This window comes from Algoriphagus marincola DSM 16067 (assembly GCF_000429405.1).
GTDB lineage: Bacteria > Bacteroidota > Bacteroidia > Cytophagales > Cyclobacteriaceae > Algoriphagus > Algoriphagus marincola.
The window spans coordinates 400,845-420,121 of sequence record NZ_AUBU01000001.1; the positions used below are offsets into that span (position 1 = coordinate 400,845).

Annotated in this window: 18 protein-coding genes; 9 read left to right on the top strand and 9 right to left on the bottom strand. The window is 41.7% G+C overall.

Translation table 11 applies throughout. The features are described 5' to 3' along the window. The first annotated feature begins 4 nt into the window (after nt 1-4). The 7 genes from G457_RS0101870 (at nt 5) to lpxB (ending at nt 8,752) form a co-directional block, all read left to right on the top strand. Nucleotides 5-1,447, top strand: a complete 1,443-nt coding sequence (locus G457_RS0101870; protein WP_026944962.1) for a RagB/SusD family nutrient uptake outer membrane protein — start codon at nt 5-7, stop codon at nt 1,445-1,447. 16 nt (nt 1,448-1,463) lie between these two features. Beyond that, nucleotides 1,464-2,291, top strand: coding sequence for a hypothetical protein (locus G457_RS0101875; protein WP_026944963.1), 828 nt, complete (start codon nt 1,464-1,466; stop codon nt 2,289-2,291). A gap of 174 nt (nt 2,292-2,465) precedes the next feature. Further along, nucleotides 2,466-5,927, top strand: coding sequence for a S8 family serine peptidase (locus G457_RS0101880; protein WP_035482937.1), 3,462 nt, complete (start codon nt 2,466-2,468; stop codon nt 5,925-5,927). After that, nucleotides 5,924-6,625, top strand: coding sequence for a hypothetical protein (locus G457_RS0101885; protein ID WP_026944965.1), 702 nt, complete (start codon nt 5,924-5,926; stop codon nt 6,623-6,625). The genes G457_RS0101880 and G457_RS0101885 overlap by 4 nt, the downstream gene beginning before the upstream one ends. Nucleotides 6,626-6,733: 108 nt before the next feature. Next, nucleotides 6,734-7,153, top strand: a complete 420-nt coding sequence (locus G457_RS0101890; RefSeq protein WP_026944966.1) for a 6-pyruvoyl trahydropterin synthase family protein — start codon at nt 6,734-6,736, stop codon at nt 7,151-7,153. Nucleotides 7,154-7,236: 83 nt separating this feature from the next. Beyond that, complete coding sequence (locus tag G457_RS0101895) at nt 7,237-7,608, top strand: GxxExxY protein (protein ID WP_026944967.1); 372 nt, start codon at nt 7,237-7,239, stop codon at nt 7,606-7,608. Nucleotides 7,609-7,618: 10 nt separating this feature from the next. Continuing rightward, the gene (gene lpxB, locus G457_RS0101900) at nt 7,619-8,752 is read left to right on the top strand and encodes a lipid-A-disaccharide synthase (protein WP_248602809.1); all 1,134 of its coding nucleotides are present in this window, start codon (nt 7,619-7,621) and stop codon (nt 8,750-8,752) included. Between the two features lie 145 nt (nt 8,753-8,897). Here the strand turns inward: lpxB and G457_RS0101905 are convergent, their stop codons facing one another. Beyond that, complete coding sequence (locus tag G457_RS0101905; protein ID WP_026944969.1) at nt 8,898-9,677, bottom strand: prohibitin family protein; 780 nt, start codon at nt 9,675-9,677, stop codon at nt 8,898-8,900. A 184-nt stretch (nt 9,678-9,861) separates the two neighbouring features. Here G457_RS0101905 and G457_RS0101910 point away from each other — a divergent pair, with 184 nt between their 5' ends. Then, entirely contained in the window at nt 9,862-11,106 is a 1,245-nt protein-coding gene (locus tag G457_RS0101910) for a serine hydrolase domain-containing protein (protein WP_026944970.1), read from the top strand. Between the two features lie 9 nt (nt 11,107-11,115). On the opposite strand, the gene G457_RS0101915 is transcribed toward G457_RS0101910, so the two are convergent. The 4 genes from G457_RS0101915 to G457_RS0101930 all read right to left on the bottom strand — a co-directional run bounded on the left by G457_RS0101915 (nt 11,116) and on the right by G457_RS0101930 (nt 14,915). After that, complete coding sequence (locus tag G457_RS0101915; RefSeq protein ID WP_026944971.1) at nt 11,116-12,516, bottom strand: MFS transporter; 1,401 nt, start codon at nt 12,514-12,516, stop codon at nt 11,116-11,118. Nucleotides 12,517-12,606: 90 nt separating this feature from the next. Beyond that, nucleotides 12,607-13,593: an FAD-dependent oxidoreductase gene (locus G457_RS0101920; protein WP_248602810.1), complete on the bottom strand. Its 987-nt coding sequence runs from the start codon at nt 13,591-13,593 to the stop codon at nt 12,607-12,609. Next, complete coding sequence (locus G457_RS0101925) at nt 13,590-13,943, bottom strand: DUF2200 domain-containing protein (protein ID WP_026944973.1); 354 nt, start codon at nt 13,941-13,943, stop codon at nt 13,590-13,592. Before G457_RS0101925 ends, G457_RS0101920 begins: the two co-directional genes overlap by 4 nt. A gap of 6 nt (nt 13,944-13,949) precedes the next feature. Further along, nucleotides 13,950-14,915, bottom strand: coding sequence for a tetratricopeptide repeat protein (locus G457_RS0101930; RefSeq protein ID WP_155847066.1), 966 nt, complete (start codon nt 14,913-14,915; stop codon nt 13,950-13,952). Nucleotides 14,916-14,997: 82 nt separating this feature from the next. On the opposite strand from G457_RS0101930, the gene G457_RS0101935 reads away from it, so the two are divergent. Then, the gene (locus tag G457_RS0101935; RefSeq protein WP_026944975.1) at nt 14,998-15,183 is read left to right on the top strand and encodes a hypothetical protein; all 186 of its coding nucleotides are present in this window, start codon (nt 14,998-15,000) and stop codon (nt 15,181-15,183) included. 51 nt (nt 15,184-15,234) lie between these two features. On the opposite strand, the gene G457_RS0101940 is transcribed toward G457_RS0101935, so the two are convergent. The 4 genes from G457_RS0101940 to G457_RS0101955 all read right to left on the bottom strand — a co-directional run bounded on the left by G457_RS0101940 (nt 15,235) and on the right by G457_RS0101955 (nt 19,186). Further along, entirely contained in the window at nt 15,235-17,496 is a 2,262-nt protein-coding gene (locus G457_RS0101940) for a molybdopterin cofactor-binding domain-containing protein (protein ID WP_026944976.1), read from the bottom strand. Between the two features lie 12 nt (nt 17,497-17,508). Continuing rightward, nucleotides 17,509-17,967: a (2Fe-2S)-binding protein gene (locus G457_RS0101945; RefSeq protein WP_026944977.1), complete on the bottom strand. Its 459-nt coding sequence runs from the start codon at nt 17,965-17,967 to the stop codon at nt 17,509-17,511. 74 nt (nt 17,968-18,041) lie between these two features. After that, on the bottom strand, nt 18,042-18,491 hold the full coding sequence (locus G457_RS0101950) for a nuclear transport factor 2 family protein (protein WP_026944978.1): 450 nt from the start codon (nt 18,489-18,491) through the stop codon (nt 18,042-18,044). A gap of 146 nt (nt 18,492-18,637) precedes the next feature. Next, nucleotides 18,638-19,186, bottom strand: coding sequence for a fasciclin domain-containing protein (locus G457_RS0101955; RefSeq protein WP_035482947.1), 549 nt, complete (start codon nt 19,184-19,186; stop codon nt 18,638-18,640). Nucleotides 19,187-19,277: the final 91 nt, after the last annotated feature.

Consider the following 19,277-nt stretch of genomic DNA (forward strand, 5'->3'; position numbering starts at 1 on the left):
AGATATGAAAAATATAGTAAAAACAATGGTATTGGGTGGGGCTATTTTAGCAGCATCCTGTACAGATCTAGAAACTCAGCCAAGGCAAAGTTTGACACCAGAGACTGCCTTTGCTGATGTAGATGGAATGGAATCTTTAGGCTTGACAGCTTATGGGACCTTAAGAGCTTTTAACCGATATGGTCAGCAATTAATAATTGCTCCTGAGATCATGGCCGATAACCTTAGAATCATCGCTAATACAGGTAGATATATCGGTCAGGAACAAAATACAGATCGAGCTCACATAGGAATCTGGAATGGCGGGATGTGGTCAGGTATCAATACGACCAATATCGTTCTTTCACAGATTGATGATGAAGAAGCTATTCCTGGAGATGCTGCTCAAAGACAGCGTGTAAAAGGTGAAGCTCACTTCCTTCGAGCATTGATGTATTTCGACATGGCTCGAATTTATGGATATGAACCTGGTAAAGAGGTAAATGGCTGGGATAAGGCAGTTATCTTGAGAACAGAGCCAACTCTAGGTTTCTCAAATGCAGATTTCAGAGCTCGTGCTACAAACCGTCAGGTTTATGATCAAGTAATCGCGGATTTACAGGCAGCTATCAACTTATTGCCTAATGCCTCTATGGGATCTGCAAATGTATACCGCGCTAGCCGTGGTGCAGCTCAAGCCTTATTGGCAAGAGTTTATTTGTATGACTCTAAGTTTGCTGAGGCGGCTGCATCTGCTACCGCAGCTATGGCTTCCTTTGGTCTAGCGGACGATGGTACAGGTCTTGCGACTCCTGAAAATTACATTGCAGGTTTCTCAACAGCTCCAAACCCTGAATCTTTATTCGAAGTAGAAATCCGAGCTAATGACTGGTCTACAGTAGATGGTGTTAACAACTCAGTATCTTCTTTGACTGCGAATGTATTCGCCTCAGCTCAGTTCATTGCAACTGCAACTGATGATTTGATCGAATCTTATGATGAGAATGATGTAAGAAGAGACGCATGGGTAGAGACTACTCGAACAGGTTCTAACGAAACTGTTTATCGCTCTGCTAAGTGGTTGGGGCACAAAGGAGATTTCCTAGAGAACCTACCTATAATTCGTGCGGCAGAAATGTATTTGATTCGTGCAGAGGCTCGATACAGAACTGGTGATGAAGCAGGTGCAATAGCTGATCTAAATGCACTTCGTGCAAATCGTGGACTTGAAGAGTTTCCGATTTCAGCAACTGGACAGGCTTTGTTCGAAGCAATTATGCTAGAGCGTAGGCTAGAATTTGCGCTAGAAGGTCACAGATGGTTTGATCTTAAGCGTAATGGTTTGCCAATCACTAAAGCCGGTCGATTTGAGGATATTCCTTACGAGGACTACAGATTGTTGCCACCGCTTCCTACTGATGAATTATTGTTGAACGATCAGTTGGAGCAGAACCCTGGTTATAACTAAAAAATAGAAATCAATCATGAAAAAGATATATAACTATCTAGCAGTTGTCCTTGCCGCAGTGGTAATGACTTCCTGCTTCGACGATCCGGGGAGAGATGTGTTCTTTTCAGGCAATGAGGTGGAGTTCAATGCTGGTAATCTACCAAATGGTCTAACCACCACTCAGGTGAGAAGAAATGCAGAGCAAACCGATCAATTTGATATTCAAGTCAATCGAGTTTCTACCGATGCATCTAGTGCAATCAACATTACCATTGGTGTTGATCCTGCTTCTACTGCGGTACAAGGTGTACATGTAGACTTTACTGGTACTACCGTCACTATTCCCGCGGGGGAGTTTATAGCAACTTTCCCAGTGACGATCCTTACTGGAAATATAGATCCTTCTGAATCACCAGTATTGGGATTGGTTATGGAGTCAGCTACAGGCGCAGACGTTTCAGATAACTATGGAACATTGGACGTAAACATTAATGTAATTTGTGAATCTAACATTTCTTCAGCTTCCGATACTTGGACTGCTACTAGCCAATCTAGATTTGGGCAATTTACTGCAACGGTTACAGTTGTTCCTGTAGAAGGTGCGGTCGGTGAATATGTTGTATCAGACATTTCTGCCGGATTGTATGCGGCCTTTGGATTTGGGACAATTCAGCAGGCTATCTATGGAGATAACTGTAATTCCTTGACCTTTTTGAGGCCTGGTCAAAGACAGTTTAATATTTCTGCTCCACGTGTAGAACCATTAGTTGGATCATTTGATCCAGCTACTAACACGATGACTGTTTACTGGAGTGATCCAAACAACAACATCGATGGTACTACGGTCTTGGTGAAAGATTAATTCACAACCTTTAACAAAAAAAAGGAGGGTTTCCCCTCCTTTTTTTTGTTTTAGAAGTGCAATTCATCAAAAGTTTTAAGACTTATTGATGACTATGTTTTATTTTTAGCTAATTATTTTCAAAAAAATAATTGAGAATTAAACCCAAGTGTAAGTGTGGAAGTTTGAATAAGTATGAGGAGAAAAATTACCCTATTAACCTGTGCCTTAGTAATAGCACTTGGTTCGCAGATTAGCGCTCAAGACAATCAGAGTAAAGAAGCCCTACTTCAAAAAGCAAGAGAAACTGTAAAATCCAGTCTTCAACAAAGACTAGATAAACTGCGCTATATACCGCAACCTAATATTTCCCAAAAGTTCAGCTATCTGAATGCAGATGGAGTTCTTGTCCTTGAGAATGGGTTTACTTCTAAGATTCAATATTTGGATGAATCAGGGGCTCCAGTTCTATACGCCCCACATAATACAAATGCAGCCATCACCACCGGTGCTGTTCACCTTCAACCCGGTGGAGATTTAGGCTTGAATCTAACAGGTAAAGGGCTGACAGTTGGTATTTTTGATCAGACAAGGCCCAAGCCAGATCATGTTGAATTTGGAGGTAGATTAACTCAAATTGATGGTTCATCAGAAGATCTTAGTACGCATGCCACTCACGTAAGTGGTACAGTAATGGGCGGGGGAGCCAACTCTCAAGCCAAGGGAATGGCCTATGAAGCCACTGGATGGTCTTTTAATTGGGACGCGGACATTTCCAAGATGAATGCAAATGCTTATGACCCTGCCACCAAGCCCAATGGAATGTTGATTTCTAATCATTCCTATGGTATTGTTCTTGGCTGGAGAAGTAATGGAGGGTCTTGGACATGGTTTGGAAATGCGAATGTTGATCCCGACAAGGATTGGAGATTTGGGTTTTACTCAACCAAGAGTCGGGCTATAGATGAATTACTTTTTACTAAACCTTATTACTCGGTAGTTTGGGCTGCAGGAAATGATAGAGATGACGTAGGAGACGGTAGCCGTGATCCAGACGGTCCAGAGGATACTATCGGTCCTGAAGGTGTCGCAAAGAATAATTTTGCAATTGGGGCGGTAGAGCGAGTTCTTGATTACAAGTCCCCTCAAGATGTACAAATGAGTGGGTTTTCTTCTTGGGGTCCCGTAGATGATGGTCGGATTAAGCCGGACTTGGTGGCCATGGGCGTCAATGTATTTAGTGCTTCCATCGGTCCTCAGGGAGGTGATAGTTATGCAAGCCAAAGCGGAACGTCTATGGCTGCACCTAATGCAACTGGGTCAATGTTTCTGCTTCAGCAATTGTATTCAGAGCGGAATTCTGGGAGATTTATGCTCTCTTCTGCATTGAAAGCGCTGGCTATTCACACTGCCAAAGAAGCAGGTCCGGCTCCTGGACCAGATTATATGTTTGGCTGGGGGCTTTTGGATGTAAATGCCGCTGCCAAAATTATTTTAGGCGAAGATGGTTCTTCGCAATTTATCAGGGAAGAATTACTTGGTGATGGAGAGGTGCAGGAATTTGATTTTATCTCCGATGGTGTCACCCCCATTCGAGTGACTATAGCCTGGACAGATCCTGCGGGTTCACCTCCTGGACAGTCCAATAATCCAACCGATTTGATGCTCGTTAACGACTTGGATTTAAGAATTTTTGATGAGGATGGAAAAGAATTTTTTCCTTGGTCTTTGGATCCCTCATTGCGTGCAGGAGCACGAGGAGATAGAACGAAAGATAATTTCAGGGATAATGTTGAACAAGTCTTGATCGATGCTCCTGAGGCAAAACGCTACACTGTACGGGTAAGTCACAAAAATTCACTTGAGTTTGGAGTGCAACAGTATTCCATGGTATTTACAGCCGGAACTATTGATGGAGCTGAAGAAACGCTTTATTGGATAGGCGGGACAGAAGGTTCCTGGAATGATGGTAATAACTGGTCTTTGACTGCTCAGGGAAGTCCTGCTGGAAAGATTCCTTCTAATGGAACTCGTGTGGTCTTTGAAGGCACTGAGGGAGGAAACACCGCTGTCAATCTTTCTGCTTCAGTAAATGCCTTCAGTGTGAATTTATTTGGAGACCAGGTTGTGACTTTTGATCTGGGAGGGAATAATATCAATGTGACCAACGGATTCCGCGTTAGCAATCAAATCACAGAGATCCGAAACGGCACATTGACCTTTGAAAATGACCTTTCTAATGCGCAGATTATTGAATTTGGTCAGACAGCTTTTGAAAATGTACAACTTAATTTCAATACCGGAAATTGGAGATTAATTGCATCCGAAAAACTAGAAGATGTCCGGATCGATGAGGCAAATCTTGAGGTAGCACTTGAGTCATTGGAGGTGAATTTGTTAGAGATGGTAGGTGCTGGTTCCATTGACGGTAGCTTTACCTCAATCACCTTTGATGAAGATTTTATTGCTGAACCACAAGCAAGCATCAAATCAGATATCAAAGTGATATTTACAGGAGAGAACGGGCTGTTTAATCAACTTGCATCTGAGAATATTACCGAATTGGACGTTCAATCAGGCGAGTTGACCTTGTTAAGTGCAGGAGTAGACAAAATCACTGCATCTAACTCTACTGTTCTTTTAGATCGAGAAGTTTTGACAATATCTGAATTGGCCTTGGGAGAAGCTTCCATCTTTGACTTAGGCCCTTCCGGACAATTGACAATTTTGGAGAATATTTCTGCTAATGCCACTTCTGACCTAGGGGCGAAGATTCAAGCAGGGAATAAAGGACAAATCATACATAATGTCTACCGAAAGTACTGCTTTGAAAATCTAAGCCTTGAAAATGTTGATTTAGAAGGAGATGCAATTATCAATCTAGGTACGGATGCTGAGGTTACTAATTCGGATGGATGGTTAACTCAAATTTGTGAGGATGTGCTTTTCGCAAACTTCACGGTACAATATCCTTGTGCAGGTGCCGCAGTTACATTTGACAACCTGAGTGAAGGTGCTATTTCCAACTATAGCTGGGACTTCGGTGGTTTAGGCGAATCAGAGTTGGAGAATCCATTCTTTGTATTTGATACTCCGGGATCCTACACAGTTACTTTAACGATATCAAATGATGATGGAGCTACTGTTTTTGAGCAGGCAGTTGAAATTGGAAGCAATGATTTGACAAAGCCTGAAATTGTAGCAAATGGAACGACTTTGACCTCCCAGCAACCAGGAAATGCATACCAGTGGTATCTAAATGGAGTCGCAATATCAGGCGCAACTTCCAGGTCTATCAACGCTGAGTCAGATGGGTCTTATCAAGTTGCAATCTTTAATGATATTTGCAACCGTGTTTCTGATCCGGTGGTGATTTCTTCGATACCAAACCAAGAGCAGGATCTAGCTCGATTTGGAATTTTTGTAGGACCTATTCCATCAGATGATAAAGTCAAAGTTTATATTTCTAATACCTATCGTGGTCCGCTGACTCTTTCCCTAGTTGATATGGCAGGAAGAGAATACCGTAGAACTGAGGTCGGTAAAAACACAGATGAACTTGAAATCGAAATGAACCTTCCTGCTAGACAGGGACTTTACATATTGAAAATCAATACCAACAATTTAACCTTACACAAAAAAGTAATTAAACAATGAGAAAACTATTAGTAGTTCTGTTCCTTTTTTTAGCCAATTCAAGCTTTGCGCAGATTGCAAACTTTGATTTGAATGGAGCACCGGCACGGATATCAGGATATGACGGTATTGAGGGGTCTCCCTACCTATTTGCTGATTGGTCTAGAGCAGATTTATCGCTTAGTAATGCAGGATTAAAAGAGAATGTCGCTTATCGATTCAATATTTATGAAAATGAACTTGAGGTAATCAATGAAGCTGGAAATAAGATTTATTTGAATAAGTCTTATGTGGAGTACGCCATGCTGGAAAGACCTTCTATCGTGATAGCAAATAATACTGAAGAAGGGCTTTTGACAAGATTGCTTTTCAAGAAAGGTTATGATATCATTAATGGAGTGAAAGCTACTGATCTTGTCAATGTGATTGCAGAGGGAGAAAAATATACCTTGGTTCGTAAATTTGTTTCCGATTTAGTAACTCCACCTAAGAATAGCTATGCTCCCACAGCTGGTCGAATGTTCGTTTTTGAGGAGAACTTCTATCTGATTGATGCAAATAACAATGTCAACTCTGTTCGAAACAAGACAAATAACATCATCAAATCTTTGAATGAAAAGGATCAGGATTTAGCGAAGCAAATTGTAAAAGATAACAAGTTGAATCTCTCCAGAGAAGACCACTTGGTGCTCTTTTTCCAAAAGCTTAACGAAGCCTAATCGATTTGAAATCAACCTAGAAGCCCCGGGTAAAACCGGGGCTTTTGTGTTTTTGAGGATTTTCTATCTCTGATCTTTTGGCTACCTTTGCAGCGAATTTTATTTCAGATGATTTACGTTTGTAGAAAAGAGCATTTCAACGCCGCACATAAACTTTGGAATCCAAAGTGGTCCGAAGAGAAAAATTTCGAGGTTTTTGGTCCCTGTGCCAATGTGAATTGGCATGGACATAACTTTGAGTTGATTGTGACGGTAAAAGGAATCCCTGATCCAGAAACCGGTTTTGTGGTGGACTTGAAGGACTTGAGTAGTTTGATCAAAAAGCTGGTTATCGATAAAGTTGATCATAAAAACCTAAATATGGACGTGGATTTCATGCAAGGAAAAATGGCTTCATGCGAAATCCTTGTCATGGAGTTTTGGAAGATATTAGAACCTGCAATCAAAGAAATCACTCCCAAGGGAGGTTTGCATAAATTGACACTTTACGAGACTCCGAGGAACTTTGTGGAGTATCGAGGGGAATAAGGTTTAATTTTTCACCACAGAGAGCGCAGAGATTTTTTTGGAGGTTAGCTTTCATTTTTTTTTGATAGGAAGTATCTTAATTTATGGGTGATTTTGATATTACAGAGAAAATAATTGGAGAAGCTATCTATGTCCATCGGAATTTAGGCCCCGGGCTTCTAGAAAGCACTTATCAAAATTGTTTGTACCACCGGTTAAAATCAATTGGTTTAAAAGTTGAAAAGGAAAAGCCTCTGCCAGTCTTTTTTGATGGGGTTTTTTTGGAATGTGGTTATAGACTTGATTTGGTTGTTGATGACTCAGTTGTCTTGGAACTAAAGAGCATCAAAAAACTCAAGGATATTCATAAAGCGCAAATGATAACTTATCTTAAATTAAGTGAATATAGAATTGGATTATTGATCAATTTCAATGTTTTGAGGCTGGTAGACGGTTTAATTCGCTTAAAAAATTGAACTTTCCTCTGTGTCCTTTGTGTCCTCTGTGGTGAAAAATAAAAAACTCTACATCATCTCTGGTGAGCGCTCAGGCGACTTACATGCCTCGAATCTGGTCCGAGCCATGCACAAGCTCGATTCAACTATTCAGTTTAGAGGAATGGGAGGGACTTATTCCCAAGAGGCTGGAGTGGATTTAGCTGTAAACTATTCAGAAGTAGCCTTAATGGGCTTTTTGGAAGTAGTATTAGGCTTTCGGAAAGTGCTCAAATACCTGAAGATAGTGAAGGATGATTTGAATGCTTTTCAACCTGATGCCTTAATCTTGATAGACTACGGAGGCTTTAATATGAGAATTGCAGCCTTTGCTAAGGAAAAAGGTATTCCTGTTCATTATTATATCCCTCCCAAAGTATGGGCTTGGAACCAAAAGCGGGCCTTGAAATTGAAAGCTATCACCGATCAGATTTACAGCATTCTGCCTTTTGAACCTGGCTTTTTTAAGCGTTTCGAAATGGATGTGGAATACGTAGGGAATCCCCTTTTTGATGAAATAAAGAAGTTTACTCCGCATGAGTTCTTTTTTCAAAAAAATGAATTGAGCTATGCACCGATTATTGCGCTTCTTCCAGGAAGTAGGAAACAGGAAATAAATGCCATGCTTCAAGAAATGGTAAATCTGGTTAGCAAATTTCCAAATGCTCAATGGGTGGTGGCAGGTGTTGATAGCTTGGACTCTAAGTTATACGAACCTGCTAGAAAGGCCGGAATCAAGGTGATTTTCAACCAAACCTATGATTTGCTATCCCATGCGACCGCAGCAGTAGTAACCTCTGGTACTGCTACACTGGAAACAGCGCTATTCCGCGTTCCTCAAGTGGTCGTCTATCGTACTTCTCCTTTATCCTATGCGATCGGCAAGAAATTGATTCGTGTTCCCTTTATTTCTTTGGTCAATTTGATTGCCGAACGAGAGGTAGCGAAAGAATTGATTCAGGGCGAATTTTCGGCTGAAAATATCCAAGCCGAGCTTCAGAGGATTCTTTCTAACCCTGTTTATAAAGGGCAGATGCTACAGGGATACGATGAGATTTTTGAGAGACTTGGGGATCAATCAGCATCGGAGACCGTAGCAAGGCATATTTTGAACTCTCTCAACTGAAGCTCGAGCTACATTTTTATTCTGTTTTTTTGGTTAAGATCAAAGATATGAGGTGAAACGCTTTCTATCTTGAATTTTCCGCATCTTGATTAAGTATCCTCCAAGGTACTAGCAATTTATATTTGAATAGGAATTTTGGGTAATCTTATTTTTCCTGAGGGGTATTGATCAAGAAAGGAGCTTTTCCATCGGTAATGATGATTTTTGTGTTTGGAGAATTGGCCAGTTCTCGAAAAGCTTCAATACTTCTGAGTTCGATGATTTCACGCACCAAGCCCTCGGCAAGAATGATTTGAGCCGCCCGGGTACCCTCTGCTTCAATCCTTCTTCTCTCGGCTTCTTTTCGTTCTCGTTCTAGAATAAACTCCATCTGCTGAGCCTCTTGCTCAGCCTGTAACTTACGCTCTATGGCACGACTTAATTCCTCCGGTAGTTGAATGCTTTTCATCAAAACTCTTTCTACAATAAACCCTCTATCTCTCAATGATTCATGCATTCTTTCTTGTATCTGATTTTCTATCTCTGTGCGCATTCCGGAATGCATATCCTTTGCCATATACTGGGAAGTGATATCTGCTGCTGCTGAGCGAAACACATTCATAATTAAAACACGCTCATAGTTCTGGCCTACGTCTTCGAGAATAAAGGGAACCTTGTTTTTTTCAATGCTATAAAGAATAGATATCTCCGATTCTATAGTCAAGCCCTCTTTGCTGGGAAGGCTTAAATCCATTTCTTGGTTTACCGTACGAATTGGTACTTTGATAATTCGTGTTGTAAATGGATTAAATCCAGTCATTCCCGCTTCCAGAATATCGGGGTTTAGTCTACCAAACTTACTTTTTACACCTACTTCACCTTGCCTTATCACAGCACATGAGGTTGATAGAATGGCAATGAGTATAATTTGCGATATTTTTTTCATAAGGAAAATAAATTAGGTCTAGAATTACTTAGGATTAATACGTAGAGTTAATTACTGAATGTTTCTGATTTCTGAACTTTTTGAATTTATTCGATATAGAGAGAAGGAATTATCCGCACCAAGCAGTATTTCTTTGATTTTTAAATTGATGTTTTTTAAAGAAATTGTAGAAAAACAAAATTGTATGAAAAAAATCTTAATTCTTTTCTTGTTTGTTGGGTTCAGTTCAACGGCCATTTCACAGTCAAATACTGGAATCAGTGGCGAACGGCTGATAAAACTGGATGCCATGCTGGATGATGCGATTGCTAATCAGAAAGTTCCTGGGTTGGTAGCTATGGTTTTAAAGGATGGGGAGCTTGTCTATCATGAGGCAAAAGGATACGCAGACGTGGCTTCCAAAACTATGATGGAAAAGGACCATATTTTCCGTATAGCCTCTCAAACCAAAGCGATTACCGCCACAGCAGTGATGATTTTATGGGAAGAAGGTAAGTTTAGGCTAGATGATCCTGTTTCCAACTATATCCCTGAATTCAAGAGTTCACAGGTTTTGACTGGCTTTAGATATAGCGATACTACTTTCTCTACAAGACCTGCGGACAAGGAGATCACGATCAGACATCTACTCACCCACACTTCAGGTTTGGGTTATGGAGTGATTGACGGAGATGAAAGGATGAAAATGATCTATCATAAAGCAGGGGTAACTGACCTGTTTACTACTGAAAATATTAGTATCGAAGAGAGTGTCAAGCGCCTAGCCAAACTTCCACTACATCATGATCCTGGGACTAAATATACCTATAGCGAAGGCTTGGATGTGCTTGGCTATTTTGTGGAGATTATCAGCGGTCAGCCTTTTGATGTTTTTCTTAAAGAGCGGATTTTTGATCCTTTGGGAATGGATGATACCCGGTTTTATCTGAATGATGCTCAGGGAGAGCGTTTAGTTACCGTTCATACTTATCAAGATGGAAAATGGCAGCCTTATCCGATTACCTTTTACGATCCTGATTACCCTAGGAAAGGAGCAAAACGATTTTTCTCAGGCGGAGCGGGTCTATCGAGCACCACGGCTGATTATGCAAAGTTTCTTCAGATGTATTTAAATCAGGGGGAATTGAATGGTAATCGGATTCTGAGTTCAAAGACCATCGAAACTATCATGAAAAATCAAGTGGGGGACTTGTGGTCGGGGGATAAATACTATGGACTAGCCTTTGGAGTGGTCACTGAGGCTGGAGTTGCTCGAGGGGGATTGGGGAGTAAAGGAACCTTTGATTGGGGTGGTTACTTTAACACCCAATATTTTGCTGACCCAGAGGAGCAAATAATCGGTCTCATTTTCAAGCAAACAAGTGGTGCAGGTAATGGAGATGATACGAATTGGAAGTTTAGACAGATGGTTTTCACTTTGATTGAATAAGTGGGCTTTTTATTGAGCCGGTTTTAGGTTGTCACCATCCCTTACATGTAGTCTTCCAAATACAAAGGCCGAAACCATTGTCATTCCTCCAATTACCAAAAAGGTATATCGGAATGAATTGTGGATTTCGTTCTGAATCAGGCTTGTATCTCCTTCGAAAAGCTTTAAAATCACTAAGCCAAAAGCTACTCCAAATCCAATCGCCAATTGTTGGTTGACAGAAAGGAGAGAATTACCACTACTCGTATGATATGGGCGCAAATCCGCAATGGCAATTGAATTCATTGCAGTAAATTGGATAGAATTGAAAAACCCCAATACTGCGATAATGGGTATATGCCAATACAGAGAATGCTTCCCATCAGGAATAGCTAAGCTGCATATCAATGCTCCAATAATCAGCGTATTGATCATCAGGGTTTGCCGATAGCCAAGTCTATTGAGAATTCCCATCACGACAGACTTTCCCAACATGGCAGTGACAGCCATAGGAGCCACCATCCAGCCTGATATGACTGCAGATTTCCCATATCCAATTTGGATCATCAAAGGAAGTAAAAGTGGGATTGAGCTGATTCCTAACCTAGTAATTAGATTTCCTACGATTCCAACGCGAAAAGTCCTTACCTGAAATAAGTCCAGTGGAAAAATGGGTTCTATCCGTTTCCGTGCATGTCTGTAGTAGAAATAAAGTAGTAGGAATCCCAATACTAACCCCAAAAGAAGCGGAGTGGTCAGTACTGCATTTCCCATCAGTTCGAGAGACACAGATAAGGTAAAAGTGGCTCCTGCAAAAATCAAGAATCCCTTCAAGTCAAAACCTGAATTTTCGGAATGATAATCCGGTAAATAAATCAAACTGAGAATTAATCCTATAAAGGCAATGGGGAGATTGATCAGAAAAATCCATTGCCAAGAAAAATAATCAACCATATATCCACCTACCAAAGGACCTAAAATGGGACCAATTAAAGCAGGTACAATGGCAAAATTCATGGCTCTCACTACCTCATTTCGTGGGAAGGTTTTTATCAATGTCAGTCTCCCCACGGGAGTCATCATGCTGCCTCCCACACCTTGGATGACTCTTGAAATGACTAATTGGTTGAGGTTTTGTGAAAGGGAGCAAAAAAGTGATCCCAAAGCAAAAACAGCCAATGCGCCGATAAATACCTTTTTGGTCCCAAATCGATCTGCCATAAAACCACTAATCGGCATCAGCAAAGCCACAGTCAACACGTAGCTGATAATGGCACTTTGCATATTCAGTGGAGACTCATGGAGATCCTCAGCGATGGCTGGCAATGAGGTATTCAAAATGGTAGAATCCAGCATTAGCATGAAAATAGCTGTAGCTAGGATAATGGGGAGGATTCTTTTTTCTTGTGAACTGGAAGAATTAGAATTCATGCGAATTACTAGATAAAAATTTTGATGTTCGTTCGAATAGAGAAGCAAATATTTCAAGATTCAGTTCATTCAAACCTAGCCTTGGATCCATTATTCCCCTGATATTTTGCGATGGAGGATTTCGCCTAATTCTAAAGCACAACCCCATGCTACAGTAAATCCAGCACCTCCATGACCATAATTGTGAAAAATCCGAGGGAATTCTTCATCAAACTCAAAACGCACTGCTTTTCTTTTCGGTCTTAGTCCGACTAGTGTTTCGATTACTTGGGGACTTGATTGGATGCCAAAATTTTTCAATCGTCCCAAAATTAATTGAGTGTCATTTGGATCTTCCTCTTCGTTCCAGTCGTCTTCATAATCAGTTCCTCCAATGATGGAGTCCTGACTTCTATTGATGATGTATGTTAAAGCTCCTTTTCGGATAGGGTCAGCAAAGGAAGGAATATTCATTTTCTCGGCACGTAAAATTTGTCCGCGCATAGGATGCAGATCTAGGTCTCCACAGAGTTCCCTGGCTCCAAGGCCAGTGCAATTGATCACCCATTCATCCAGTGAAGCTAGGTCGTTGAGGGTTTTGAATTTTTTCATTTCAAATTCACCTCCATTTTCTAAAAACTTTCTGAATAAATACGGAAGGTAGCGGGGAGGTTCGGCTAAAGGAACATTAGCGATCAGACCTTTTTCCATGCCAGTTGGAAGCTCCGAGAAACTGGCTTCCCGTACAGTTCCGGGCGGTAAATGCTTTACCCATTCTTCCTCGCTCAGATCTTTATAAGAGTTCAAAAATGGAATCATCGAAACCCCTTCAGCGTAGGCTGATTCTTCTTGATAGCGCGCATAGCTCACAGCTGCCCATCGATCAGTTTTCTTTTTTGGTTCGATGGTGTATGGAAACCAAACAGCCCCCACTTTATGGGAAAGTGTGTGTCCAAATTTCTCCTTGGCGTAAAGCTTTACTCGAAATCCAGTCTCCTGCAATGCAATGGCCGAAGTCAATCCGATAATTCCGGATCCTATAACCGTTGCTGATTTTATTTCGGAAGGTTTTGAGGATGTAGATGTGGGACTTTTCAACTGCTTCTTAGAATCTTTTCCATTTTTTTCCCTTTGGCTAATTCATCTACCAATTTGTCCAGATATCTGACTTTTTGGGTCAAAGGGTTTTCTATTTCTTCGACTCTGTATCCACAAATTACCCCTTTGATTTGATTGGTATTAGGATGGAGCTGCGCTTCTTCGAAAAACTCGGAAAAAGAGACCTTTTGCTCAATTAATTCCTGAATTTTTGAAGAAGAAAAGCCAGTTAACCAGGATATTACTTGATCCAATTCATCTTGTGTGCGTCCCTTCTTTTCAACCTTATTTACATAGTGAGGATAGACCGAACCAAAAGTCATTTTAGCTATTCTTTCGTCGGAATTCATTGGTTTTTAGTTTTGGTTAAACATACGGATCCAATCCTGTTCAGCTGCAATGTAGCCAAAGGAAGCGAAGGAATTCGTCTCCAAGAGACCTTCCATCATGTTTTTGGCCCGTGAAGTGTCTCCATTGTAGAGATACCAATTTGCCACTCCATACCGAACAGCATCATTGGATGGATTGCCGCCAGGTCCTTGCTGTATAAGTGAATCTACTGGTACCCAACCTTTGTATAGATTGCAAAGGTCAGCATAGCTTTGATTTTCTATCACAGTAGAATCTGCGTGGATCGGTGCCAAAAGTGAATCAGCTTTAGCAGGATCTCCCAATCGCTGCTGAATCATGTAAAGCCAATGGGTACTGGAAACAATATTGTCATAATGGGAACCACTTTCCCTGCATTTCACATAAGCATCATAGGCCTTTTCATAATCTCCAACCAGGTAATAAGCCAATCCTAAATGATAATAAATATTTCCGTGAAGTGAACTCACAGGAATGTTCAAAGCATTAGGCATTCCATCTGGCTCGATTTCATTTGGAGTTCCCTGGATCAACTCGGCAGCCTTTTCAAGATCGGAAATTGCCTGATCAAACTCTCGGAAGGAAATGTAGCGATGCCCTCGATGTCTGTAAAGTCTGGGTTCTTGGGGGAATTTTTCTATTCCTTCGGAATAAATATCGATAGCCTTCCCATATTGACCTAAATAGGCGGTGCGTCTTCCATACCAGATAAGAGCCTCTACATCGTCTGGATTAGCCTCAAAATTGGCCTTTGCTTCTTCATATTGGCTTAGTAGCTTTTCGGAGGGCTCGGATAGCTGATAAGTTTTTCCCAGTTGGGTGGTGAAAGATGATTCAAATGAATCCTCTGATTTCTTAATCGACTCGTTTTGTTTTTGACTGCAAGAGACTAGGAAGTTGAGAAGAAAAATTAAATAGAAGGCGTTTCGCATCGGGTTAGAATGTTTTTGCAAGATTTAATCTACAATAAAAAATCAAAAATCGGGTTTTTCTAATGGAGGTTTTGGTCTTCTACTGAATCCAGGTATAAAGAATATGGATATCCGCTTTGTTGCCGGTATTGACAAAAAGTCGGCTTATTGTCTGCTGAAAGGATCAGGATTCGGAAGCTTCGCCTGCCAGCCGTGGCTGGGTCTTCGGTCTTCCAACCAGTCAAGCAAAGAAAATAAGGTAACTGGTATGATTGCGGATATTCAGAAAAATAAAACACCCAAAACTTGATAAGTATCAAGTTTTGGGTGTTTGAACAAAATCGCTTTTTCTAATCAAAAGCTACATTTTCAAATTCTCCATTTCCAACTGTGGTGCAAATGGCTGCTCATAGTAGCGTTTACCTGTTGCTTTGTATAAGGAATTGGCCAAGGCCGCAAATACCGGTGGGAAAAGTGGTTCGCCCAATCCGGTTGGATCTTCGTTATTTTCCACAAAGTGAACTTCGATTTTCTTCGGCGCTTCTTTATGCCGTATCATGCGGTACTTGTCAAAATTTCGTTTGGTGGGAGCTCCATTTTCGAAAGTCAGTTCTCCGAAAAAGGCATTTCCGATACCATCGACAATCGCACCTTCTCCCATGTTTCTAGCGGCATCCGGATTCACCACTATGCCACAATCTACCGCTGCGTAGACTGACTCCACTACAGGTTGATTGTCTTTGATGACTGTGTCTACGACTTCAGCCACATAAGAATTATGACAGAAATAAGCAGATACACCACGGCTGACATTTGATTGCTGGCTAGTCCAATTGGATTTGTCTCTTACCAGTTCCAAGACACCGGCATAGCGTTTGGGTTCGTAATCATTCCTTTCGCCTACAGGATTGGTCTCTGCTCTTTTTAGCAATTCCAATCGGAACTCAATAGGATCCTTGCCCATTTCTTCTGCCAATTCATCCAAGAAGCTTTGTTCGGCACCTGCGATAAAGTTTGACCGCGGAGCACGGAAAGCTCCAATCGTGATATTGGAAGGGATATCCCAAGCTTCCGCCAGATAGTGATCGATCGCTCCAGCTGGAAATCGATTGGCATGAAGGGGAGTCTCTGGGATTCCTCCGGCTTTTACATGAAATGCCAACAAATTATTGTTTTCATCCAAAGCTGCTCGGTAAGTTGCTGAATAGGTGGGTCGATAGACTCCTGCAGACATGTCATCCTCGCGGGTGTAAACCATCTTCACAGGAGCTTGGATTTTTTGAGAAATCAAAGCCGCTTCGGTCATATGGTGACTATAAGCTCTTCGTCCAAATCCACCACCCATTCGAGCGAGGTTGATTTGGATATTTTCTTTTGGAATACCAAGTGCCTGGGCAATGGTTCCTGATATGAACTCCGGTGCCTGAGTTGGACCATAGATAATCGCTTTGTCCCCCTTCACATTCGCGAAGCAGTTCATCGGTTCCATGGTATTATGAGCGAGGAAAGGCGCAGTATAGGTTCGTTCCAAAACCTTGGCTGCTTTATTAAACATTCCCTCAGGATCTCCATCTCTTCGAACTACATTGCCTGGCTTTTGGATATATTCCGCCATTCGCGCTTTGTGGCGATTTGTATTTTCCAGTCCTGCCGGTACAACGGCTGTGCTGGTTCCGCCTCCTCGTCCTGCCATTGGGAAGGTTGTTTCCGGCGCTTTTTCCCATTCGGCTGTTAGGTTCTTCTTGGCTTGCATGACTTCCCAAGTCGAATTGCCTACTATCGCTACTACCTCAGGAAAAGTGGTGGTATCAAAGAAATTTCTAGCGTAGTCTTCTTTGAATAGGGAGATCGGGAAAGCGTCTATAATTCCGGACATGCCCATTACTGAGCTTTTGTCAAATGACTTAAGTTGCATCCCAAAAGCAGGAGGCATGACCAACGCGGCATACTTCATTCCTTCGACCTTATGGTCAATAGCGAAGAGGGGCTTTCCGGTGATGATTTTTTGACCATCCACATTCTTCTTGGATGTTCCAATGATATTGAAATTCTTGATTTCCTTTAAGGTCACTTCCTCTGGTACTTCTAGTGTGGCCGCCAAAGAAGCCATTTCTCCATAATGCGCTTTATTGCCGGAGGCTTTGTGTTCAATTTGCCCTGCATTTGTGGTGATTTCTGAAGCGGGGACATTCCATGATTGTGCGGCAGCACTGACGAGCATGGCTCTTGCTGTGGCACCGGCCGTTCTCAAAGGAGTCCAACCTTGACGGATTCCTTGGCTTCCACCGGTAAATTGGCGATCAAAACGCTCCGGATAAAAATCTGCTTGCTCCACAAATACATGCTTCCAATCTGTGTCCAACTCCTCCGCTAAAATCATAGGCATGGAAGTCTTGACATTGGAGCCGAATTCCGGATTGGGAGAGTAAAGGGTCACGGCCCCATTTTCTCCTATTTTGATGTAGCTATTTAATTCAAACCATTCCTTGGGAAGGCCCATCATTTCCTCTTCGGTGGGCTTACAACCAGCGAGCCAGGCAAAGCTGAGCATCATTCCACCTCCTGCCAAAGCCGAGGCTTTCAGGAAGGATCTTCTGTTCATTTTGGTATTTACAGTTGTCATGGTTTTCAGAGCTTAGAGGTTTTGTGAAGCGGTTTTAATGGCTGCCTTTATTCTGAGATAAGTTCCACAGCGACAGATGTTTCCATTCATTGCATTGTCGATGTCGGTATCGGATGGGCTAGGGTTTTGTGCCAAAAGGGCTGCCGCACTCATAATCTGACCTGCTTGGCAATAGCCACATTGAGGAACATCATGCTCCAGCCAGGCTTTTTGAACCGGATGATCTCCATTTTCGGAAAGCCCTTCAATGGTAGTTACTTGTGCACCTTCTGCTGCCGAAATCGGTAACTGACAGGAACGCACTGCATTCCCGTCCAAGTGAATGGTACAGGCACCGCATTGAGCGATACCGCAACCGAACTTAGTACCCACCAAATCCAGGTGATCTCTCAAAACCCAAAGTAGTGGGGTATTGGGATCGACATCGACCTGTTGGGATTTGCCGTTGATATTGAGGTTGAATTGAGCCATAATTCTAAAATTTGATATCTAAGTTAATGATTTATAGTAGGCTAGCCCTTACTGAATTCAAATAAGCTATTCGCCTACTTCTCAATCTCGTGTGTATCTCGTACACTACTGAAGGTCAAGGCAAGCATTTTCCATTCGGAACCTTCTTTTTGGTAGACTTCAGTCACTGTAAATTCATTCTCCACATCATTTCCTCTGACATGGGCTGTCAAGGTGATTCGGTTCCAAACAACTGCCGTATTCCCAAACAATTCGATAGCAGTATCATGAACAGCCGCATTTTTGTACCAAATGCTACCTGTTTCGATGATTTCCAGTTCTCGTTCAGTCGTCCAGGTTCCGCTCATATGGACAAACTTGGCTTCAGGATGGAATAGGGGAGTGAGTTTGGCAATATCTTTATCAGCCATCCATTTCCATTTATTCATGGAAAGTTCATAAACCTCTTTTTCGGTGGCGGATTGTGAAAATACTGTACTCGCGCTAAATAGCAACAGGGCAATTAGAAATAAGTGTCTTTTCATTTTTTGAGATTTTTAACAACAATATTCCTGATTTTTATACTGTTTCAATTATTCCTATCAAACCAATACTTACAAAATTCAAACAGCAACAAAAAAAAAGCCGACTAGGTAAAGTCGGCTTTTATGTCATTTTGGATTCTTATACCTTATTCTGGTAGAAGTACCGTGTCAATCACGTGAATTACTCCATTGGAACCTGCCAAATCAGCAGCTACAACGGTGGCGCCTCCGATCATTACTTTTCCATCTTGGATAGAGACAGTTAGCGTTTGACCGTTAAGTGTTGTTACTTCTTGTCCATCACTTAGATCACCAGACATTACATTACCTGATACTACATGGTAGGTAAGGATGCCAGTTAGGGCTTCTTTGCTCTCTGGCTCCAATAATCCCTCAACAGTTCCAGCAGGAAGTGCTTCGAAAGCTGCATTGGTAGGTGCAAAAACGGTGAATGGTCCATCTCCACTTAAAGTCTCTACTAATCCAGCAGCCTGTACTGCTGCAACTAATGTGGTATGGTCAGGAGAACCTATTGCGATATCGACCACAGTATTCGACTCAACTGGGGTTTCTTCTACAACTTCTTCTACCATTGTTTCCTCTTCAGAGGATTCTTGTTTGGGAGCACTGCAAGCTGTCCATAAGCCAAGTGCTAGGAAGGTGGCGGCGAATGCCGTGATTTTGTTGATTTTCATTTTTCTTAAAGGGGTTTGATTTCTGTTTATTAACCACCCTAGTCGATTAAAGTTTAAGATGGCCTTTCATTAATGAATATTGAGGCTAAAA